Annotated in this window: 15 protein-coding genes; 10 read left to right on the forward strand and 5 right to left on the reverse strand. The window is 66.2% G+C overall.

All coding sequences use genetic code 11. The features are described 5' to 3' along the window. Positions 1 to 11: 11 nt before the first annotated feature. Positions 12 to 1,487 (forward strand): sulfatase-like hydrolase/transferase, encoded by a 1,476-nt coding sequence (locus tag M9921_05215; protein ID MCO5296239.1) that lies wholly within the window; start codon positions 12 to 14, stop codon positions 1,485 to 1,487. Between the two features lie 202 nt (positions 1,488 to 1,689). Here M9921_05215 and M9921_05220 read toward each other — a convergent pair whose 3' ends face one another. Together M9921_05220 and M9921_05225 are read right to left on the reverse strand one after the other, a co-directional pair. Next, positions 1,690 to 4,101: a hypothetical protein gene (locus M9921_05220; protein ID MCO5296240.1), complete on the reverse strand. Its 2,412-nt coding sequence runs from the start codon at positions 4,099 to 4,101 to the stop codon at positions 1,690 to 1,692. 22 nt (positions 4,102 to 4,123) lie between these two features. After that, positions 4,124 to 4,357, reverse strand: coding sequence for a ChaB family protein (locus tag M9921_05225; protein ID MCO5296241.1), 234 nt, complete (start codon positions 4,355 to 4,357; stop codon positions 4,124 to 4,126). A 169-nt stretch (positions 4,358 to 4,526) separates the two neighbouring features. Between M9921_05225 and M9921_05230 the strand changes: the two genes are divergently transcribed. The 4 genes from M9921_05230 to M9921_05245 all read left to right on the forward strand — a co-directional run bounded on the left by M9921_05230 (position 4,527) and on the right by M9921_05245 (position 14,051). Next, entirely contained in the window at positions 4,527 to 6,341 is a 1,815-nt protein-coding gene (locus tag M9921_05230; protein MCO5296242.1) for an FAD-dependent oxidoreductase, read from the forward strand. Then, entirely contained in the window at positions 6,338 to 8,137 is a 1,800-nt protein-coding gene (locus tag M9921_05235; GenBank protein MCO5296243.1) for a 2-oxoacid:acceptor oxidoreductase subunit alpha, read from the forward strand. Before M9921_05230 ends, M9921_05235 begins: the two co-directional genes overlap by 4 nt. Beyond that, positions 8,134 to 9,189, forward strand: coding sequence for a 2-oxoacid:ferredoxin oxidoreductase subunit beta (locus M9921_05240; GenBank protein MCO5296244.1), 1,056 nt, complete (start codon positions 8,134 to 8,136; stop codon positions 9,187 to 9,189). The genes M9921_05235 and M9921_05240 overlap by 4 nt, the downstream gene beginning before the upstream one ends. Before the next feature lie 101 nt (positions 9,190 to 9,290). Next, a complete protein-coding gene (locus M9921_05245) occupies positions 9,291 to 14,051 on the forward strand; it encodes an acetylxylan esterase (protein MCO5296245.1) in 4,761 nt (1,586 codons plus the stop codon). Between the two features lie 30 nt (positions 14,052 to 14,081). Here M9921_05245 and M9921_05250 read toward each other — a convergent pair whose 3' ends face one another. Next, positions 14,082 to 15,698 carry an ASKHA domain-containing protein gene (locus M9921_05250; GenBank protein ID MCO5296246.1) on the reverse strand — a complete coding sequence of 539 codons (1,617 nt, stop codon included), beginning with the start codon at positions 15,696 to 15,698 and terminating at the stop codon, positions 14,082 to 14,084. Continuing rightward, on the reverse strand, positions 15,688 to 16,446 hold the full coding sequence (locus M9921_05255) for a DUF1638 domain-containing protein (GenBank protein ID MCO5296247.1): 759 nt from the start codon (positions 16,444 to 16,446) through the stop codon (positions 15,688 to 15,690). The genes M9921_05250 and M9921_05255 overlap by 11 nt, the downstream gene beginning before the upstream one ends. A gap of 124 nt (positions 16,447 to 16,570) precedes the next feature. On the opposite strand from M9921_05255, the gene M9921_05260 reads away from it, so the two are divergent. The 5 genes from M9921_05260 to M9921_05280 are packed head-to-tail and all read left to right on the forward strand — an operon-like array spanning position 16,571 to position 21,401. Beyond that, positions 16,571 to 17,209, forward strand: a complete 639-nt coding sequence (locus tag M9921_05260) for a corrinoid protein (protein MCO5296248.1) — start codon at positions 16,571 to 16,573, stop codon at positions 17,207 to 17,209. A 5-nt stretch (positions 17,210 to 17,214) separates the two neighbouring features. Continuing rightward, positions 17,215 to 18,294, forward strand: coding sequence for a hypothetical protein (locus M9921_05265; protein MCO5296249.1), 1,080 nt, complete (start codon positions 17,215 to 17,217; stop codon positions 18,292 to 18,294). Beyond that, positions 18,278 to 19,426: a hypothetical protein gene (locus M9921_05270; protein ID MCO5296250.1), complete on the forward strand. Its 1,149-nt coding sequence runs from the start codon at positions 18,278 to 18,280 to the stop codon at positions 19,424 to 19,426. The genes M9921_05265 and M9921_05270 overlap by 17 nt, the downstream gene beginning before the upstream one ends. After that, a complete protein-coding gene (locus tag M9921_05275) occupies positions 19,423 to 20,520 on the forward strand; it encodes a hypothetical protein (GenBank protein ID MCO5296251.1) in 1,098 nt (365 codons plus the stop codon). Before M9921_05270 ends, M9921_05275 begins: the two co-directional genes overlap by 4 nt. Continuing rightward, positions 20,517 to 21,401 carry a homocysteine S-methyltransferase family protein gene (locus M9921_05280; GenBank protein MCO5296252.1) on the forward strand — a complete coding sequence of 295 codons (885 nt, stop codon included), beginning with the start codon at positions 20,517 to 20,519 and terminating at the stop codon, positions 21,399 to 21,401. Before M9921_05275 ends, M9921_05280 begins: the two co-directional genes overlap by 4 nt. Here the strand turns inward: M9921_05280 and M9921_05285 are convergent. Further along, on the reverse strand, positions 21,398 to 22,477 hold the full coding sequence (locus M9921_05285) for an SPFH domain-containing protein (GenBank protein ID MCO5296253.1): 1,080 nt from the start codon (positions 22,475 to 22,477) through the stop codon (positions 21,398 to 21,400). The two genes, M9921_05280 and M9921_05285, sit on opposite strands and share 4 nt — an antisense overlap. Positions 22,478 to 22,576: the final 99 nt, after the last annotated feature.

Genomic DNA, 22,576 nt, shown 5'->3' on the forward strand with positions numbered 1-22,576 from the left:
AGTCTGGGTGCGTGCGCATCCTCTATCTGGACATCGACTCTCTGCGGCCCGACCACCTCGGATGCTACGGCTACCCAAGGGCGACGTCGCCGAACATCGACGCACTCGCCGCCCAGGGGATGCGGTTTGAAAACGTCTACGCCTCCGATGTCCCGTGCCTGCCCAGCCGCACCGCGTTCTTTGGCGGGCGATTCGGGACGAAGACCGGAGTGATCAACCACGGGGGGCGGTGCGCAGATCTGACACCGCAGGGCGAGACCCGCGACTTTCGATCGCGGCTGGTCGAATCCTCGCTGGCCTCCCAACTCACGCGATTGGGCTACCGAACCGCGAGCGTGAGCCCTTTCCCACGCCGCCACTCGGCGTACCAGATCTTTTGGGGCTTCCATGAAACGATCGATACAGGAAGGGGTGGATTGGAGAACGCCGACGAAATCTTCCTTCCCGTCGCCGATTGGCTGCATCGCAACGGTGCGTCCGACCACTGGTTCCTCCATGTGAACATGTGGGACCCTCACACCCCCTACGACACGCCAGAGTCGTTCGGCAATCCGTTCGCCGGGGAGCCGCCGGTCCCCTGGCTCACGCCGGCGATCCTCGAGCGTCAGCGCGCGAGTTGCGGTCCCCACTCGGCGCGCGAAGTCCCGCACATTACGCCGGATCTACCAGCTTCCTGGAGGTGGGGCGTCGGAGAGATCGCCTCGCTCGACGACGCGCAGGTGCACTGGGACGGATACGACACCGGCGTGCGTTATAGCGATCACTATATTGGCAAGATCCTCGATGAGTTGGATTCGCTCGGAGTCTTGGAGGAGACCGCCGTCGTGGTCGCGGCGGACCATGGCGAGAACCTTGGAGAGCTGAACGTGTGGGGAGACCACCAGACGGCGGACGAGTTCACGTGCCACATCCCTTGCGTCGTGAGGTGGCCGGGCGTGACGGACCACCGGGCGGGACAAGCAGATTCCGGGTTGCGCTACCACCTGGACCTCGCGGCCACGATCGTGGAACTGGCGGGGCCCGCCGGTGCGGACTCGGTGAGGGACGCCGGCTGGGACGGACGGTCGCTCTTCGAGCCGGGGCGCGACGCGCTGTTCCTCAGCCAGGGGGCGTGGAGCTGCCAGCGCTCGATGCGCTGGGATCGGTGGATCTTGATCCACACCGTCCACACCGGGCTCAAGGAGTTTCCGGAGACGATGCTGTTCGACCTCGACGCCGACCCGCACGAGACGACCAACCGCGCCGCCGAGCACCCGGACCTGGTGCGAGAGGGTCTCGGCCGGATCGAGAGCTGGTTTGCAGACGCGGCGAGCGTATGCCCGCTCGGCGATCCGTTCGACGTGGTGCTCGCGGAGGGCGGCCCGTGCCACGCCAACGAGAAGAGCCCGATGTGGGAGGAGTACTGCAGGCGGTTGGAATCGAGCGGCCGGCAAGGGCACTCCGATTGGTTCCGCACCCACGGGGGGCAGCCGCGGAGCGGTTGGTGAGGCGTGGGAGTGCGCGCGCTTGCGCGTCGCCCTGGTCCCGCCGGACTCGTCCGGCGCTTCCGGGCTCGCGGCGAGCCGCTCGGGTGCAGGGCGACGAGCAAGCTCGCGCACTCCCACGACGCTTGCCCGGCGCTTCCGGGCTCGCGGCGAGCCGCTCGGATTCAGGGCGACGAGCAAGCTCGCGCACTCCCACGCCCTTGCTTTAGAGCGAAATCTCCTGAAAACCGGCAAGCGACCTCAGCTCGACCAGCGACGGCTTGCGTGGGCAACGGATCCGGAGGGTCTCGCCGGCAGGGCAAAGCGCCGGGCAGCCGTCCAAGAGCGGGACGGGCCTCACGTTGAGCGCGTCCGAAGGATCGCTCATGACGAGATCGTACGCCAGCCCCTCGACCTCCACGGCCAACTCCTGATCCGACCAACTCACCCGGTAGCGAGGCGGGGTCCAACGCATCTCCTTCGGCTCGGCCAGGGTCCGAAACGTGCGCGACTCGGGCTCGCCCTCGATCCACGCGCAGACGATCGTGCGGTCGGCCTCGAGCGCGCCGAGGTCCAAGGTGATCGCCGCCACGCGCGTGCCGGGGGCTAGCTCGAGATGGGCCTCCGTGGCGGCCAGGGGCCGCCCGTCCAAGGTGTCCATCGCGGCCGCGGCCACGGTCATCCGGCGCGGCGCAGACCCGTCGTGGGCCACCCGGACCCGGGCCCATCCCTCGTCCACGCGCAGGCACACGATCGTCGGCGCATAGAGGCGGCTCAGTTCGAAGCCCGCGGGTTTGACGATCCCCATGAAATCGCGCACGGCCCAGCTTTGGACGGGCCAGCAATCGTTGAGCTGCCAAATCAGCGAACCCTTGCACGCGTCGTGGGAGCGGTAGTGCTCGATGGCGCACCGTAGGGCGTCGCGCTGGTTGAGCTGGCTGAAGTACACCCACTCCTCGAGCGACTTCGCCTCGGGATAGTGAAGCTGGACGAGGTCGCGGAACGTCTCCCACGCCTTGCCCGTCTTGTCGTGCCAACGGACGGTGGCCGACTCGTGGTGCCACTGCGTGGGTTCGGGCACCACCTCTCGCCATTGGGCCAACGAGCACGAGGACGCGAAGCCGAACTCGCTGCTGAACCGGGCGTCGGACTCGCGGTAGTGCACCCAATCCCCGCGGCCGTGCCACACGTCCCAGTAGTGCTGATCGCCGTAGCCGCCTGCGTTGCAGTCGTTCTGGCCGGGTGGCGACCCGGTCGGGCTCGTCGGGATGTAGGGGCGGTCCGGATCCAACTCCGCCAGCCGTTCGGGCAGGACCTCCTCGTAGAGCGCGAGCCCATGATCGCGTGGCGGGCTCTTCTCGCCTCCCCAACGCCCTTCGACCATCGTCTGGTTCTCGTTGTTGCCGCACCAGATCGCAAGGCTCGTATGGCTGCGCAGGCGGCGGATCGAGGCCCCTGCTTCCACACGGAGCGCCTCTCGGGCCCCCTCGTCGTCCGGGTAGTGGCTGCATGCGAAGGGGAAGTCCTGCCACACGAGGATTCCGTTGAATGTGCACGCTTCGTAGAAGGCGTCGCTCTCGTACAGTCCGCCTCCCCACACCCGCAGCAGGTTGAAGTTCAACGCCGCGCACTGGTCGATCAGGAGCGCGGTCTGACGGTCCGATTCCTGCGAGGGAAAGGCGTGCTGCGGGATCCAGTTGGCGCCGCGCGCCCAGATGCGCCGCCCGTTGACCTCGATCTCGAAGGATTCGCCGAATGGGTCCGGCTCCCGGACGAGGCGAATCGTGCGGAGGCCGACCATGGCGCCGACCCAATCGCCCCCCGGTACCCGTGCCTCGAGGCTGTAGAAGTGCCGGTCCCCCTCGCCGTTCGGCCACCAGAGTCGGGGCGAGGCCACGACGTCGTCCCATTCCCCCCGGGTTTTCGTACCCTCGAAGCGGGTTTCCAACGTCCCCGGGCCCTCCACCACCGATTCGGTCCAGACCCGGAAGCGCCCGTCGCCGAGGGCCTGTTGTCGCACCGAGAACGAGACGAGCCGAGAGTCGAACTCCAGCAGGGACACCGGTTTCCAGATGCCGCAGGAAACGAGGCGGGGACCCCAATCCCAGCCCGACGCGCACTGCATCTTCCGCACGAACGCGCGCTCGTCGAAGATGGCGGTGTCGAGGGGCAAACCCTCCCTTTCAAAGTACGCGGCACGCCGCTCGGCTCCGACGCGCACGGCCGACGCGAACCGCACCTCCAGCGCGTTGCTCCCCTCGCGGAGCCGTTCGCTCACATCGATTTCGAGCGGCACGAACATGTTGTCGTGCCGCCCGATCTCCTCGTCGTTGAGCACGATCGTGCACACCGTGTCGAGCCCCTCGAAGCGCAGCACCCGTCGCGAACCGCGTTCGCGGGGCATCCACTCGAACTCGAGGCGGTACGTCCAATCCTCCTCGTCCACCCACTGGCAGCCGCTTTCGTGCTGGGCCGTGAAGGGGTCGGCGATCACGCCGTTTCGTGCGAGGTCGAGGTGGACGTGGCCCGGAACGATCGCCGGCCGCCAAAGGTCTTTCGGGGCGTGCGGGCGCCAATAGCCCGGTCCCGATGATTCGCGGCGAAAGCGCCAACCGTGGTCGAGCGCGGTGGTGTGCACGTGCCGCAGTAAACCCGAGCGGCTAGTCGGACTTCTTCACCCACTCGCCTCCCTTCTTCTCGTACTTCTCCTTCACGGCCGACCACGCGACCTTGAAGGCGACCTCTTCGGGATCGTCGTCCTTGTTGCGACGCTCGTCGGGGTCGCTGTACTCCTTCACCGCGCTGTTGAACGCCTCCTTGAAGATCTCCTGCGCGTGTTTGGGGAGGTTCTCCCTCACGCGGTCCGGCAACTCCTGAATGCTGCTGTATGGCATGGTCATCGTCTCCTTGGGCGGGGTCGTCTGCCGCGTTGCCCACCCCCTCTCCCGACGCGCTTCGGGAGGTCTCGGTCCCCCCTCTAGCGCCTTTCCTACGCGCCTGCCGGCGGCGAACTGGGCGCAGGTTGGCGAAGGGAAGGGGGGATCGCGCATAATCCGAGGTGGCATGCAACCCACGGACGTTGGGAATCCGGAGTATTACCATCGCGTCGTCGATTGCCAATGGGCGTGTCCGGCGCACACCAACGTTCCGGAGTACATCCGCCTGATCGCCCAAGGGCGTTTCGACGATGCGTACATCGTCAACCGCGAGTCCAACGTCTTCCCGGGAATCCTCGGCCGGACGTGCGACCGCCCGTGCGAACCCGCGTGCCGGCGCACGCGCGTCGACGGCAAACCCGTGGCGATCTGCCGCCTCAAGCGCGTCGCCGCGGACAACAAGCAGGACATTCGCGATCGGCTCCCCAAGGCGCCCGAGAAGAAGAACGGCAAGAAGATCGCGCTGATCGGCGCGGGCCCCGCGTCGCTCACTGTCGCCAACGACCTGATGCCGCTCGGCTACGAAGTGACTCTGTTCGAGGCCGGACCCAAGCCCGGCGGCCTGATGCGGGTCAACATTCCTGCCTTCCGCCTTCCCGCCGAGGTGCTCGACGAGGAGATCGGTTACATCCTCGACATGGGTGTGGACATTCGCTACAACACGCCGGTCAAGAGCCTCAAGGCGCTCCTGGACTCGGACGAGTACGACGCGGTGTTCGTCGGCAGCGGTGCCCCGAAAGGCAAGGAACTCGACATTCCGGGCCGCCACGATTCGGACCAAGTGTTCATCGGGATCGAATGGCTCGAGTCGATCCACTTCGGCCACGTGGACTCGGTGGGCGAGCGGGTGATCATCATCGGGGTGGGCAACACGGCGATGGACTGCTGCCGCTCGGCCAAGCGCCTCGGTGCCAAAGACGTCAAGGTCATCGCGCGCAAGACGCGCAAGTACTTCAAAGCCTCGCCCTGGGAGCTGGAGGACGCCGAGGAGGAGCACGTCGAGATCCTCGAGAACAAGTCGCCGGTCCAGTTCCTGGTCGAGAACGGCACGCTGGTCGGCATGGAGTTCGAGAAGTTCTCGTCGGTCGAACTCGACGGCAAACTGGTGCAGGAGCCCCTCGGCCACGTGGAAATCCCTTGCGACACGGTGATCCTCGCGATCGGCCAGGAGAACGCCTTCCCGTGGATCGAGCGCGACATCGGCCTCGAGTTCAACAAGTGGGATATGCCCGTGGTCGATGAGACCACCCACATGTCCACGCGCGCCGGGGTCTTCTTCGGCGGCGACGCGGCGTTCGGCCCGAAGAACATCATCTGGGCCGTCGAGCATGGACACCAGGCCGCGATCTCGATCCACCAGTACTGCTCGGGACGCGCGGTCACGGAGCGCCCTCCGCACGGCAGCACGCTCGCAAGCACGAAGATGGGCTTGCACGAGTGGGCTTACAGCAACGACTACGCGCCCGTGATGCGGCAGAAGATGACGCACGTGTCGATGCCGCAGCGCTTCTCCAACATGACCATCGAGGTCGAAGAGGGGTTCACGCCGGAGCAGACCCGCGCCGAGGTGCAGCGTTGCCTCAACTGCGACGTCGAGACGCACTTCACCGCCTCCCTCTGCATCGAGTGCGACGCGTGCATCGACATCTGCCCGACCGACTGCCTCACCATCACGGAGAATGCGGACGAGATGGACCTTCGCGCGAAGCTGACCGCTCCCGCCGAGGTCCTCGAACAGGCGCTCTACGTCTCGAAGGACCTGAAGCAGACCGGCCGCGTGATGGTCAAGGACGAGAACCTCTGCCTTCACTGCGGCCTTTGTGCCGAGCGCTGTCCCACCTACGCTTGGGACATGCGCAAGTTCGTCCTCCACCTCCCGTATGCGGGCCGTCCCGTTCCCGAGAGCACTCTTCGCGTTGTGGAGCCTGCGCCCGTTTCATGAAATCCCGGATCAACGATTTCGCGTTCAAGATCGCCACGGTCAACGGCACTGGCTCGGCCAGCGCCAACGCCTTGATCATGCAGACCATCTTCCGGATGGGCATTCCGGTCACGGGCAAGAACCTGTTTCCATCGAACATCCAGGGCCTTCCCACCTGGTACGAGTTTCGGGTCAGCAAGGACGGCTACACGGCGCGCACCCCGGATTTCGATTTGATGGGCGCCTTCAACAAGGCGACCTTTGACGACGACGTCGCGGAACTGCGGTCGGGCGGTTATCTGCTGTACGACTCCACCTGGCCGCTGGACGAGAGCAAACTCCGCAACGACGTCGTCTACCTCGGGATTCCTTTCGCCCGATTGTGCAACGAAGCGTTCGGCGGGGTGCGCGAGCGCATCTTGATGAAGAACATCGCCTACGCGGGGGCGTTGGCAGCCTTGCTGAACCTGGACCCCGAAATCCTGTCGGAGCTTGCGAAGGAGAAGTTCGGTCGCAAGCCCGCGCTGCTCGAATCGAACCAGCGAGCCATCGAGCTGGGTTTCAACGGCGCCAAGGAGCGGTTCGCCTGTCCCCTTCCCATCGCGTTGGAGCCGATGGACGAGACCAAAGACTGCATCCTCATCGACGGCAACGCGGCCGCCGCCCTCGGCTGCCTCTACGCGGGGGCGACGGTGGGCGCCTGGTATCCGATCACCCCGGCCACGTCGCTGATGGAGTCGTTCAACGGGTTCTGTCAGCGCTACCGCAAAGACCCCGTGACGCAGAAGAACCGGTTCGCGATCCTGCAGGCCGAGGACGAACTGGCCGCGATAGGCATCGTGATTGGGGCCTCCTGGGCGGGTGCGCGCTCCTTCACTCCCACCGCGGGGCCCGGAATCTCGCTGATGAGCGAGTTCCTGGGGCTTGCCTACTACGCAGAGGTGCCGGCGGTGGTGTTCGACGTGCAGCGCACCGGGCCGTCCACGGGCATGCCGACGCGCACCCAGCAGGGCGACCTGATGCTGTGCGCCTACGCCTCGCACGGCGATACCAAGCACATCTGCCTCTACCCCTCCGACCCGCGGGAGGCCTTCGAAATGGCCGTCGCGGCCTTCGACCTCGCCGAGCGGTACCAGACGCCGGTGATGGTGCTCACCGACCTCGACATCGGGATGAACGACTGGATGGTGCCGAAGCTCAAGTGGGACGACACGTACCGGCCCGACCGAGGCAAGGTGCTCTCGCCCGAGCAGCTCGACGCCATCGCGAAGTTCTCCCGCTACCTCGACGTCGACGGGGACGGCATTCCTTATCGGACCCTTCCCGGCCAGCACCCGAAGGGCGCCTACTTCACACGCGGTTCGGGACACAACAAGCACGGGCTCTACACGGAGGACGGCGACGAGTATCAGGAGGTCCTCGATCGCTTGGCGACCAAGATCCAAGGTGCCGCGAAAGCCGTGCCCGCCCCCGTGATGGCCAAGCAGGACGGGGCGAAGATGGGCATCGTGACCGTGGGTGGATGCCACGCCGCCTGCGTCGAAGCGAGGGATCAGCTTGCCGCCGAGGGCATTGCCTCGGACTACATGCGCGTGCGCGGCTTTCCCTTCGGGGACGAGGTGCGCGAGTTCCTGGAGGCCCACGAGACGAACTTCGTGGTCGAGCAGAACCGCGACGGGCAGCTTCGAAGCCTGCTCGCTCTGGAAACCGGGGTGTGCTGCGAGCGGCTTGACTCCGTGCGCTACTACGCGGGCTATCCGATGAGCGCCCACCACGTGGTGGAGGGGATCAAGAGCCAGATCCGGAGGACCGCATGAGCTACATCACGAAACCCAAAGTCCACCACCCTTCGCTCAAGCGCAATGCGATCGGGCTGACCCGCCGCGACTACGAAGGCTCGCTCACCACGCTCTGTGCGGGGTGCGGCCACGACTCGATCACCGCGGCGATCATCCAAGCCTTTTGGGAATTGGACGTCGAGCCGCACAAGGTCGCGAAGATGTCGGGCATCGGCTGCTCGTCCAAAACGCCGGCTTACTTCCTCAGGGAGGCGCACGGGTTCAACAGCGTGCACGGCCGCATGCCGTCGGTGGCGACGGGCGCCGCGGCGGCGAACCGCGAGATGATGATGATCGGGATCTCCGGCGACGGGGACTCCCTCTCGATCGGTCTCGGACAGCTCTGCCACGCGATGCGCCGCAATCCGAACCTGCTCTACGTGTTGGAGAACAACGGCGTGTACGGCCTGACGAAGGGCCAGTTCTCCGCATCGGCCGACCCGGGTTCCACCAGCAAGCGCGGCGAGCCCAACACCATGGCCTCGATCGACAGCGTGTTGTTGGCCCTGAACCTCGGCGCCACGTTCGTCGCGCGCAGCTTCTCGGGTGACAAGGAGCAGCTGGTCCCGATCCTCAAGGCGGGACTGGCGCACAAGGGGTTCGCCTTCGTCGATGTGATTTCGCCGTGCGTGACCTTCAACGACCACGTGGGCTCGACCAAGAGCTATGCGTACACGCGCAAGCACCAGATCGAAGTGGTCCACGCCGACATGATCATTCCGCGCGACGAGATCACGGCCCAGTACGCGGCCGGCGAGGTGCACCGCGTCCAGCTCCACGACGACAGTTGGATCATGCTGCGCAAGGTCGAGGACGATTACGATCCCACCGACCGCGACCGGGCATACGCCCACATCCGAGCCCACCAGCGCGTGGGCGAGGTACCCACGGGGCTGCTCTACGTGGGAACGGACCTCGCGGACATGCACGAGCAGATGGGCACCATCCCCGAGGCCCTTACAGACCTGCCCTTCGAGGATCTGTGCCCCGGCGACGCCGCCCTTCAGAAGCTCCAAGAGCGATTTAGATAGTCGTCTATCGTCTATCGTTGATCGTTTGTCGTCGGGGAGGAGATCCGGCGACAAACGACAAACGATAGACGATGAACGAATGACGACGCCGGAGGACGACCATGGTATTGCTTCTCGCGCTTCTTGCTTCCGCTGCGGCTTCGACGCCGCTTGAGTTCGCAAAACAGGAGATCGCGGCCGCTGCCGGCTCGCGGGCGGGCGAGGTCGAACTGGCGGTGCGATCCTCGTTGGGTGCCGAGAGCTACACCATCGCTCCGCGCGGGGGCAAAGTGCGTATCGAGGGAGGCGATCCTGTGGGGGTCATGTACGGGGCGTTCGAGTTCGCCGAGCGGGTGAAAAACGACCCTGCAGGGGCATGGAGCGCCAAGGCGCAGGGCAAGCCGTACCTTCCCGAGCGGGGGCTGAACCTCTTCCTCACACTTCCTTGGAACTACGCCAAGAACGACACCGAGTACGACCCGGCGGCCTTGGTGGATCCCAAGCGCTGGTGGTTCCAGAACGACGCGTACTGGACGTCCCTGCTCGACCTCATGGCCCACAGCCGCCTGAACTGGCTCGACATTCATGGCACGTGGGACATCAGCGTGACCGACGCGCCCAACCTCTACGCGTACTTCGTCACGGCCCCTTCGTTCCCCAAGGTCGGGGTGAGCCCGGAGATCAAGGCCGCCAACCTCGCGCAGCTCAACCACGTGATCGACATGGCGCACGCGCGGGGCATTCGCGTGAGCCTCATGGCGTATCAGGCCAGCCTCAGGATCCCCCAGAACCCGAACCCGCCATACGAGGGGACCGAGGAGAACGTCTACGCCTACACGCGCGAAGCCGTCGAGCAGATGATCCGCAACGCTCCGGGACTCGACTCGATCGGATTCCGGATCGGCGAGAGCGGGCACGGCGGGTCGTTCTTCACGTGCTACGGCGAGGCGGTCAAGAACTCGGGGCGGGACATCCCGCTGATCACGCGCAGTTGGGTCACGCGGCGCCAAAGCGTGCTGCCTCTGGCGCGCGCGTCGAAGGACTTCACCGTCGAGATCAAGTACAACGGCGAACACTGGGGCGCGCCGTACATGGTGGCCGGCGGCCGCGTGGCCAACTGGTACAGCTACTCCTTCGAGGACTACCTCAGCGACCCCGGCAAGCCCGAAACAAACGCCAAAACATGGCCAGGCTGGCCCGCCGAAGCCCCCGCCGAAGGCAGGTGGCCGAGCGAACCGTACAAGATCGTGTGGCAGGTGCGCGCGAACGGAACGCACCGCATCTTCCCCTTCTACAACCCCGAGTGGGTGCGCCGCTCGATCCTCTCGATGAAGATGGGCACGGCCTCGGGATACACGATCGAGGGTGAGGACGCCTATTTCCCGAAGCAGCCCGACTACTACATGGCCGACCCCTCGAAGAAGGGGTACGAGTGGATCCACCAGCGCGACGCGATGTACTGGACCACCTGGGGCCGCCTGGGCTATGACCCGACCGTGAAGGACGAGGTGTTCGACGCCGAGACCGCTCGGATGTTGGGCAAGGGGAGCGAGGCGCTCGTTCAGGCTTGGAAAGAGGCGAGCACCCTGTTGCCGTTGGCGTTCATGGCGTACGCGCTGGGGCCCGACCACCGCAGCCACGCGCCGGAGCTGGAATGGGGTGGCGACACGCCCACGTTCATCCAGGGACAAGGGTTCGACACCCACTCGTTCCTTCCCATCAACGAGGAGTTGGCCAACGCGGCCACCGGAGGGTTGGACGGACGCATCGGCTCGTTTGCCACGTCCGAACTGCTGCGATTGCGCGCCAAGCGGGTTCGAGCAACGCTTGACCAGATCGCGGTTCCGGGCGGGCGCGGCCCCGAGATCGCCAACGCCTCGCGCCTGATGTCGGACCTTGCGGAGTACTACGCCCAGCGGCTACTTGCCGCCTGGTCGATGGCGAAGGTGGAATCTGTCTCCGGAGTGGCCCAGCGGTCTTCGGGTGATCCCGTGGATACCGACGCGATCCAGTGGGCGGCCGACGCGTCCCGGCGTCTTGCCGACAACCCGTTCTACAAGCCGTTCACCGATCGGCTTCGGATGCACACGAACACGTTTGCCTGGGCCCAGGAGACGGCCAAGGTCGCGGCGGAGTCCAAGCGCATTCTGTCGCTTCCCAAGGCTGTGCCTCCGATCTCGACGGAGGACCCGCTCCGTCCGGTTCGGTTTGGCAAGGCGAACCTTGAGTGGCGTGTGTCGGGTGGCAACATCGTCGTTCGCCTCGATGCACGGGGAAGCGACGCGGCGTGGCTGCTGGAGAAGCCCCTTCCGAGTTCGACGTTCTTCCACAAGGTCCCGATGCGACGAGTCGGCGACCACTTCGAGGCGACGTTCCCGCGCCAGAAGTGGGGGCACCAGATCGCCGTGGAGATCCGCGACGGCGGGGCTGTTTGGCGGGAGCCGTCCCCGGCGGAGGCCCGCCCCTACCTTGTCGTGCCCAGCCAACCGGGCCCCACCCCGCCGATCTACAGCGCCGAGGAGGCAATGGCGTACCTCAAGCCTGAGGCGCTCGACCCCTCCCAGTACGGCGGGATGCTGCTCGGCACTCGGGCGTGGCGCTTCTTCACGTCGTTCGACAAAGCCACGCAGCGCAAGCTGCTCGACCCCATCGAGCGCGGCATGCGTCTCGTGATCCTCCAGCAGGATTTCAACAAGTACAAGCTCGACTGGCTTCCCAAGCCGTTGAAGTTCGAGGGGGGCAACTGGGGCGTGTTCGACCCGGGAGGCCAACTCGGACTGTCCAAGGTCGAAACCGCCGACATCCTATGGCAGAGGTTCCTGCCGAGCGACGGGTGGGAGGTGTTCGGCAACGGCGGACTCGCCCGGCTGAAACTCGGCAAGGGAGAGGTGTGGGTCACCAGTGCCCGCCTCATGCAGCGCATGCACATCCCGTCGGCCGCGAAGGCGTTCGTGGCGTTGCTCAGTCTGGGCGGGAAGACGAAGCCTACGGTGCTCATCGACAGCAACAGCGAGGGTGCGGACTACTCGAGTTCGAACCATCCCGACCTGATGAACGCGCACGACATCCCGTTCCTGACCTTGGGCGAGGTGATCGCGCGGGAGCAGGGGATGGACTCCGCCACCGTGGTGCCGGGTCCCACCCTCGACGACGACGTGCTGGAGGGCAAGGGGTCTGCGGTCGTTGCGGCGTATCAGCGTGCGAAGGTCGTGCAGGCCGCCAGGCGGACCGTTCCGGCAGACAGGCCGGCGTTTCAACGCGAGCGCGCGCGCCGACGGGCCGAACTGATGCGCTCCCTCGGCCTCGACCCCCTGCCGTCGCGCACGCCTCTCAACGCACGCACGACCGGGGTGCTGCAACGGTCCGGCTACAAGATCGAGAAGGTCGTGTTCGAAAGCCGCCCTAAGTTCTATGTGACGGCCCACGTGTACGTGCCGGACGCGCCGGGCAAGCATCCGGTGATCATGAACGTGAACGGGCACTGGGCGCACAAGAAGGACGAGGACCGCATCCAGTTGCGCTGCGCGTTCCAAGCGCTGCGCGGCTACCTGGCGATCGCCATCGACAGCCCGGGGCACAGCTTCGAGGGCAACAGCCTTATCGAGCGCCGCGCCGAGGGCGAGCACAACGACTGGTTCTTGGTCCAGGGAGGGTTGAACGCGACCGGCGTGTACGTGTGGGATGCGATGCGCGCGCTCGACTACGTGACGACCCGCCCCGACGCCGACATGGCGCACGTGGGATTGACCGGCGCGTCGGGTGGCGGGTTGGCGACGCTCTACGCCTTTGCCGCGGACGATCGGTATCAGGCCGCGGTTCCGGTCGTGTACATGGCGAGCATGGAGTTGGCGCCGGACAACGGGTGCCTGTGCAACCACGTTCCGGGGACGCTGCAGATTGGCGACCGCTCCGACGTCATCGCGATCCAGGCGCCCAAGCCCGTGCTCCTGATGGGGGCGGAGAACGACGGCGAGTTTCCCGCCGACGCCACGAGGCTGACCGGCGCGAAGATGCAGCGGGAGTGGGGCCTCTTTGGCGCCTCGGGCGCGGTGACGACGCGGATCTTTCCTGGCGGGCACGATTACAGCAAACCCATGCGGGAGGCGATGATCGGGTTCTTCGACCACGCCCTGCGCGGGGTGGGCGACGGTTCGCCCGTGCCCGAGCCCGCCCTCCAGGCGTTGGACGCCGAGGATCGGTCGCTGTTGGTCCTTCCCGATCCGCCGTCCGACGAGCGCACGATGCGCGAATTGGCGCGCGAAGCCCTTGGGCACCCCGGGCGTTACACCCTTGCCGACGTGAACGGAGGGTTGCCGCCGCGGAGCGATCTGCGTTATGTGGAAACGGGCTCGGGCTCGAAGCGCGCCGTTGTCTTCGAGTCGGAACCCGGCCTGCGGACCCCGGGCATCCTCCTTCTGCCCAAGGCGAAGGTGGACACCGTGCGGATCGTCGTGGACGATCGTGGGAAGGCGGCCGCCGTCGCGGAGTTTGACGGGAAGCAACGAGCGGGGGAAGCCGTGCTGTTCTTGGACACGCTCGGCATCGGCGAATTGGCCGAGGTGAATCTGCGCTACGCCATCTATCTCGGCACGGCCGTCCCCTATACCGCGGGGTGGCAGATCGCAAGGGCCATCGAAGCGATGAAGCGGTACGGATCCGCCTTTGTGATCGAAGCCCGCGGACCCTTGGCCTCGATGGCCGCGCTGGACGCGGGCCTTCTCGCGCCCGATGCCGCGCGAATCGAGGCCAGCGGAGGCCTGCAGCGTTGGGAGGATGTGTTCGACACGTCGGCCAACCCGTTGCTGGTTCAGCCGCGCGCCAACCTGCTGCCGCCGCTGGATGCGCTGCGCGGATCCGTACCGAACGCCGTATGGCGCGGATGAGTTTCGGGCCCGGGCCTTCGAGTTGGAAGATCAGGGGGCTGGGCGATTTGGAAGTTGGAGCTGATCGAGGTACGCGTCCTCAAACCCGGGATCGAGATTGAGCTCCACCACCTCGACGCCATCGCGCACTCTCTCCAACTCCGCGAGCGTGTTGCGGTCGAGGAGTGCCAAGGTCGCGCCGGCCAGGGACGTGTTGCCCACCAGCTCGATCTGCGGGATCGTGAAGCCGGGGAGCAGGCCGCACGCGATGGCGTTGCGCAGGTCCAGATGCATGCCGAAGCCGCCGGCCAGGTAGAGCGTCCTCACATCGGAGGGGGTCAGCCCGTGGCGGCGCAGGAGGGTGAGGATGCCGGCGGCGATCGCGGCCTTCGCCTGAAGGAGGCGCGCGACGTCGGCCTCGGACACGAGGATCGGCCGCTTGCCCTGGCCCCACGCGACACGGACCGCCTGCCCGTGGGGGGTGTCCACCACGTGTTCGTCGAGGCCGTCCAAGGCCTGGAACCGACCCGTCGCGCCGAGCAGCCCGCACCTTCGGCCCTCGGCGAGCATGTCGACGTAGCCCGAGCCGCAAATGCCCGTCGGTTTCAGGGCTCGCGGCCCGATCTTCTCCCACCGGACGCAAAAGGGGGCCGTGCCCATCGCAATCCGGGAAATCGCACCTTCGCCCGCCCGGATGCCTCCCGAGAGCCCCGAGCCCTCGAACGCGGGACCCGCCGCCGTCGCACAGGCTGAAGTCCGTCCCACGTCGCGCAGAAGGATCTCGCCGTTGGTTCCCACGTCGACGAGGAGGCTGGGGCCGTCGTCGTAGAGCAGTCCCGAGGCAAAGGCCCCGGCCGCTATGTCCGCACCGATGTAGGCCCCGATCGACGGAAGGAGGCGAACGAACGCGCCGGCGGGCTCAAGACCGATGCGCTCGGCTTGGAACGGCTCGCGCGAGAGAAAACGCGGCGCGAAGGGCGCCACGCCCATCGGGGAAGGGTCCTCGCCGACGAGCAGGTGGAGCATCGTCGTGTTTCCGGCGACGGTGTACCCGACGACCCGCTCCGGGTCTCCGACCGCCTGACGGACCAGCGGCCGCAGGGTTTGCTCGACGAGGGACGCCTGCATTCGTCCGAGCATCGCGGGGTCGGTTGCGCACAGGTTGATCCGGGTCAGCACATCGTCGCCAAAGTGCATCTGTCGGTTGAATCCCGAGGCTTTGCCGACGATTTCGCCGGTCGCCAGGTCCACCGCCTGCAGCGCAACGGTCGTGGTCCCCACGTCGACGGCGATTCCGAGCCCGTCTGCGGCGAGAGGATCGTGCGCGTACGGGACGTTGATGCGGTAGCTGTCGAGAACTTGGGGCGCGTACGCCAGGCGAGAGCGTTGAGGGATTCGGATGGCGGCGAACTCCCCAGTGGGCCGATAGCGGCAGCCTCGGACTTCCACGGAATCTCCCCGGGACACGGTCAACGAGGTGCCGTCTGCGTGTTCCAGGGTTCCTCGCACCAGTTCGACGAGGCACCCCGCGCACATGTCCTTCTCGCCGCAGCGCGTGTTGAGTGCGAGGTCGTGGCCGCGCAGGATCTGGGCGAGGCTGCGCCGGGCCTGGTCTTGGGTCAGAACGAGCTCCCGCGTGCCATCTGGGAGCTGGACCTCAATCCGCATCTGGGGGCGCGGCCTCCACCACTCGCTCGTCGGCCGTCATGCGGAGTGTCTGCCCCGGCTCCAGCACGAGGAAGCGCTCGGCGTCCCATTCGCCATTCAGGAGGGCCTTCAGCAGTTCGGGATCGCCCTGTTGCCGGTCGAAGCTCCACCCGAGCCAATGGGCGCACTTCTTCGTGAACGCGACGTCCTCTTCCGTCGCGCCTGGGCCGAGGTCCACGTAGGTCGCTCGGTCGTAGGTCGAGAACCAGTGCTGTTCGGTCTCCATGAGGTAATCCGCGTTGTCCTCGCCGTACTTCTCCGCGTACTCTGCGCGGAGCAGACGGTGCCGCTCCTCGCCCGGGGGCAGGTGGTGCTTGTTCCAGCCGGGGCTGTACCAGTAGGTCCCCGGCGCCTGGCGCACATACTCGGCGTACCGTTCTTTGCTGCCCAGCAACACGGTGATGCAGTCGTGGGCTCGCGGGATCACCAGTTTCGCCCTCGCTGCCCGCACGCCCTCCGTGCCCCGGCTGCACAGCCCGTAGCCCAGCACGATGGCCTCGGCCTCGGTCTCCCTCTCGGCCTTGTCGATCGCGTCCTGGAGTTCGCGTCGCAAGCGCTCCGGTTCGTTGTGCAGGCCTTGGGGCATCAGGTCGATGCGGACGATGTGCTCCAGTCCGCGGGCAAAGTGCGCGATCTCGGTTTCGAGAACGGAGCAGGTGATGACCACCGTGCGGGGGTTCCGATTGTTGGCCTTGGATCTGTGCGCCACCGTGGGGATGATACGAGGTTTCTGCCCTCGGTTTGTCGCCGTTTTGGCCTACAGGGGGGATCGTCTTGGCTCGGGTATTACGGAGTGGTCGTCCTCGTGACGATCGCAAGGAGGTGCATCCTCGATGAATCAGTCGCAGCCCCTCACCGACGCCGTAATCGCGGGGAACCGGAACGAAGCGACCCGGCTCACGTCCGAAGCGCTCGCGGAGGGCAACGATCCCCGGGAGGTGCTCGCCGCGTTGGTGGCCGGGATGGACGAGGTGGGCGGACGGTTTCAACGCAACGAGGCCTTCGTACCGGAGATGCTGATCGCCGCGCGGGCGATGAAGGAGAGCATGGCCGTGCTCGAACCGGTCCTCGTGAAGGCCGGAATCCGCCCCGAGCGCACTGCGGTGATCGGCACGGTGCTGGGCGATCTCCACGACATCGGCAAGAACCTGGTGGCGATGATGTGGCGGGGCGCCCACTTCGAGGTCGTCGACCTTGGCACCAACGTCCCGCCCGAGCGGTTCGTCGAGGCCGCGCGGACGCACGACGCCGACTTGATTGGCCTATCGGCTCTGCTGACGACCACGATGCCGTCCATGAAGGAGACGATCCAGGCCATCCGCAGCGCCGGTCTCAGGGCCAAGGTCATCATCGGCGGCGCCCCGATCACGCCCGAGTTCGCGCAGCAGATCGGAGCGGATGCGTTCGCGGCCGACGCCGCCAGCGGTGTTGAGATCGCAAGGGCGATGTTGACGCACGGAGACCCCCCCTAGGCCCCATGCGTACCTCGCGCCTCTCCAGCCGCGAACGGGTCGCGCGCATGTTCAAGAGGCAGGATCACGACTGCATCCCCCGCGCCGACAGCTTCTGGACTGAAACTTCCGAACGCTGGAGGAACGAGGGGCAGGAGGGCGACCTCAACGCCTTTCTCGGAACCGATTTCAAGGCGCTTTCGTGGAGCGATCCCCGGCCGTTTCCCGGGCAGAAGCGCCTTGTGTCCGAAGACGGTAGGACGCAGACCTTCGTGGACGAGTGGGGGAACACGGTGCGTTATTGGAAACATCGCTCCGGCACCCCCGAGCACGTCGCGTTCGGGTGCACGTCCCGACGCGAGTGGGAGGAGACGTACAAGCCTGCGCTGTTGGCGGCTTGGCCGTTCGTCAACCCCTACGCCTCGTATCGAGACTTCGAAAGCGGTCGGCGCAACGGCCTCTGGACCTACCTGTGTGGTTTGGAGACGTTCGAGATGACCCGCCGTCAGTTGGGTGACGAGGTGTTCCTCATCGGGATGATCGAGGATCCCGAGTGGATCGTCGATGTGTCGAGAACGATGACCGGGCTTGTCCTCAGGGATTTCGACCTCCTGATGGACCGCGGCGTGAAACCCGACGGGGTCTGGATCTACGGCGACATGGCGTATCGGCGCGGCACGATGTGTTCGCCCGCGATGTACCGGGAGTTGGTCTGGCCCGATCACAAGCGCATGGCCGATTGGGCGCACGCGCGCGGTCTGCCCTTCATCTTCCACACGGACGGCGACGTCAAAGGGGTGCTGGAGCACTACATCGAAGCGGGATTCGACTGCCTTCAGCCGCTGGAAGCGAAGGCGGGGATGGACGTCCGATCGTTGTCCCCTGTTTATGGCGAGCGACTGGCCCTGTTCGGGAACATCGACGTGATGGTGATGGCCACCAACGACCTGGAACTCGTCGAGCACGAAGTCCGGACCAAGCTCCAGGCGGGCATGGCCACCCGAGGATACGCGTATCACTCGGACCACTCGGTTCCCCCGACCGTGAGCTGGGAGACCTACGAGTTCGTGATCGATCTGGTCGATCGCCATGGGAACTACGATTGAGATGAACGACCGCCAGCGATTCTTGGCCACGATGCGGTACCAGACGCGCGATCGGGTGCCGATCTGCGACTTCGGGTTCTGGTCGGAGACGATCGAGGTCTGGAAGGACCAGGGTTTGCCCGAGCACTGGACGGACACCACGACCTCCGACTTCCTCGGGATGGACCGCTTTGAGGGACCGGTTGGGATTCGAGATTCTCTCGACCCCTCGTTCGAGGAGTTCGTCCTCGAGGACCGTGGGGATCAGGAGGTCGTGCAGGGCGGGGACGGCGTTCGCACCCTGCGGCACAAGTTCATGAGCTCCATTCCCATGCACGTGGGGCACCTTCTCACCGATCGCGAGAGCTGGAACAAGCACTACAAACCTCGACTCGACCCCTTGTCCCCCGCGCGCTTTCCGGCCACTTGGGAAACGCGGGTCGAACGCTGGAAGAGGCCTGATCGGCCCTACTGTCTCACCCTTCCCGGCGGCAGCCTGTACGGCTGGATCCGAAACTGGATGGGGGTGGAGAACGTGTCGTACTCGGTCTACGACGATCCCGCCTGGTTCGAGGAGATGGTGGAGACCGTGTGCGTGTTGATCGAGGGGATCCTGACCCGGGCATTCGAGTCGGGCGTCGCCTTCGACTCGTGCGGGATGTGGGAGGACATGTGTTACTCCGGCGGCCCGCTGCTGGGTGTGGATCACTTCAAACAGTATCTGGTGCCTCGCTACCGGCGCATCACCGACCTCTTGCGCAAAAACGGGGTGGAGGTGATCTGGCTCGATTGCGACGGCAACATCGAGAAGCTCATGCCTTTGTGGCTGGACGCCGGCGTCAACTGCATGTTCCCCATCGAGATCGGCACGTGGGGCGCGGATCCGGTGCGCTACCGCAAAGAGTACGGCAAGGCGCTGTTGATGATGGGCGGCTTCGACAAGCACATCCTCGCCGGACCGAAGCCCGGCATCGTCGAGGAGGTCGAGCGGTTGACACCGCTGGTCGAGGAGGGCGGCTACATTCCGTTCTGCGACCACCGGGTGCCTCCGGACGTCCCGCTCGAGAACTACCTCTTCTACCTCTCGCTGGCCCGCGAGAGGTGGGGCAAGGGAGTGAATCTCAAACCGATGTGGGAGGTGGGGGGCGCGTGACCGAGCGCGAGAACCTGCTGCGCATGCTGGCCGGTGAGCGGGCCAGCCACCTGCCGCTCGACGTCTGGCTGACCGCACCGTCGCTTGCCATGGTCGAGGCGCACCGGGGCACGCGGGACCCGGTGGAGGCTCTTGGCCTCTCGGTGGAACGGGTGGGACCGCGGTTTCCCGCGCGTCCCGACGCCTGGCGCGAGTCTTACCGCGAGCTAGGCTTCGCCGTCCACCCGGAGGCGATTTTGGGTGCGCTCGGTACGGTGGACGACGTGCCGCCCGCCCACTCGCTCGGCGATGCCTATCACCTGCTGGAGATGCGCCACCCGCTCTCGGGAGAGGTGACGGTCGCCCAACTCGCGAGCCTTCCGTTTCCGGACGTGGACTCGCCGGAGCCCTACCGGCATCTCCCCGACCACTTCGCCGAGATCCACTCCAAAGGCATCACGTCGATCGGTCAGATGGACTGCACGATGTTCGAGATGACCTGGTACCTGCGCGGCATGGATCGGGTGTTCCTCGATCTTGTCGATGGAACCGGGGCGGCGGATTGGTTGCTCGATTGGTTCACCCACCGTTCGGAGGTCGGGGTGGCCCACTACGTGCGGGCGGGGGCGGATATTGTGTGGCTCGGCGACGATGTCGGCACCCAGCGCGGGATGATGATGGCGGTCCCCTTCTGGCGCGAACACCTGAAGCCCCGCCTCAAGCGCGTGGTCGCGGCCGCGCGCAACGCCCAGAACCGCGAAGTATGGATCGCCTACCACTCGGACGGCGACATTCGCCCCATCATCCCCGACCTGATCGAGATCGGGATCGACATCCTGAACCCGGTGCAGCCCGAGTGCATGCCGCTCGAAGAGGTCGTGGCCGCCTACCGGGAGCGCCTCGCGTTTTGGGGAATGATCGGCACGCAGACCACGATGCCTTTCGGCACTCCGGACGACGTCCGTGCGGCCGTGGGGCGGGTGAGAGATTTCGCCTGCGGCGGTTGCAGGATGGTGGTTTCTCCCACCCACGCCATCGAACCCGACGTGCCGTGGCGCAACCTGGAGGCGTTGATCGAGGATGTGAAGACGCCGCTCTTCGGAGAGCGGCTTTGAATTGGCTCGGGGCTGCCCTGGCGGAGGGTCCGTTGCTCGGGGACGGGGCGATGGGCACGATGCTGTTTCGGGCAGGCTTGGCGCCGGGGGCGAGCGCCGAGTTATGGAACGTCGAGCAGCCCGATCTTGTGGCAGGGGTGCATCGCGGCTACGCGGAAGCGGGCTCGGCGTTTGTGACGGCCAACACGTTCGGCGCGACGCCGCTCGCGTTGGCCCGCCACGGGCTTGCCGATCGCACGGCGGAGTTGAATGCGGCCGCGGTGGCCCTCGCGCGCGAGGCAGTGGGCGACCGCGTTCGGGTGATGGGCGACATCGGCCCCTTCGGCGGTTTCCTCGAGCCTTACGGCGAGGCGTCGACCAAGGCGGTCGAGGAGACGTATCGCGCGCAGGTCGCCGCGCTTCGGGTGGCGGGAGCGGATGGCGTTCTCGTCGAGACGATGGTGGACCCGAACGAACTGACGATCGCCGTTCGCGCCGCGCGCCAGGCCGGGGATTGGCCCGTGCTCGCGAGCTACGCCTTCCAGCGGATGGGCGCGGAGTTCCGGACGATCATGGGGACCGGCGTCGCCGAGGCCCTTGGGGCCGCCTTCGATGCCGGGGCCGACGCCGCGGGCGCCAACTGCGGCACCAACCTCTCTTTGGACGACTACTTGCAGCTCGCCGACGAGTTGGTGGCCGCGGCCAAGGGGCGGCCGGTGGTCTTGCAACCCAACGCCGGGCCTCCGCGCGCTTCGGGCACGGAGATCGAGTACTCCGCGACGCCCCAGGAGATGGGGAAGTGGGCGGCACGTGCGGCCGAGGTCGGCGTGCGCGTGTTGGGAGGGTGCTGCGGCACGACCCCCGCGCATGTGGCCGCCATGGCGCAGGTTTTGCGGCGCTAGCCGGACTCGGAGGGCAAGCCCTTCTGAAGCTTCGCGAGGGCAGAGGCGGCCTCCATGACTTCGACCGGCACGGCCAGCACCACGGTGTTCGACGCCGTGGGTCCAAGGCCGTCGATCGTCTGTAGGGTGCGGAGCTGCATCGCACCGGGGCTCTCCATCATCGTGTGCGCCGCGGCCGCGAGGTTGTCCGCTGCCAGGCGGTCCCCTTCGGACTTCGTGATGTTCGCGCGCTTTTCGCGCTCGGCGCTCGCCTGCCGGCTCATCACCTTCTTCAGCTCCTCCGGCAGGATGATGTCCTGGATCCGGATGCCGTCCACCTCGAGTCCCCAGTGCTCGGTCTCTTTGATCAGCATCTGCTCAATCTGGTGCCCCAAACCCTCGCGCTCGGTGAGAACCTCGTCGAGGGTGCGCCCGCCGATCACATCGCGAAGCGCTGCGCGCGCGTACTGCACGATGGTCCACATGTAGTCCTGGACGTTGATCACCGCCTGATCGGGACGCACGACGCGCAGGAAGACCACGCCGTCGATGGCGATCGGCACGTTGTCGCGGGTGATCGCCTCCTGTCGGGGAATGTCCACGGACAACACGCGGGTGTCCACGGATCGGATCTGTTCCAGCAGTGGAATGACTCCGTACACACCAGGCCCGGTGAGTCGGTGGAATTTCCCGAGCCGGAACACCAGGACCCGTTCCCACTGCGCCGCAAGTTTGATCGCGGAGGCGGCGAGCCAACTCGCCACGAACCAAGCGGTCGGCATCAGGAGCGCCCTTGGTTCTTCCGTGAGGTCTTTGCCAAAGAGCACCCAGCCGATGCCGCTGAGAATGAGAAAGACGATAAGCGAGAGGTAGTTGACGATCATGGTGGTCCCCGATGAGAGCCTGTGCTTTTGACGCAGCGAGGTGAAGTTGGACGTGGAGAATGCAGAGGGTGACTCGCGGAAGGGGAACGCCTCGCCCCCGTCTCCGGTCTTGGAGGGTGCCTGGGCGTTCTGTTGCGCTTGCTCCGAGAGCGCCTGGAGAGTCTTCCGGAGCTGGTCGAAGTCCATCTGTGCTTCAGGATTCGACTGGCTCACGAGTGGTTCCTGCGTAGGTTGGCGATGCAATCGGGCCAGGGGGCCGTTCGCTTTGCGGATCACGGCGTCAAGAGGGTTGCGCGCAGGGTGCGCCGAACT

The organism is Fimbriimonadaceae bacterium, from assembly GCA_023957775.1.
Taxonomy (GTDB): domain Bacteria; phylum Armatimonadota; class Fimbriimonadia; order Fimbriimonadales; family Fimbriimonadaceae; genus JAMLGR01.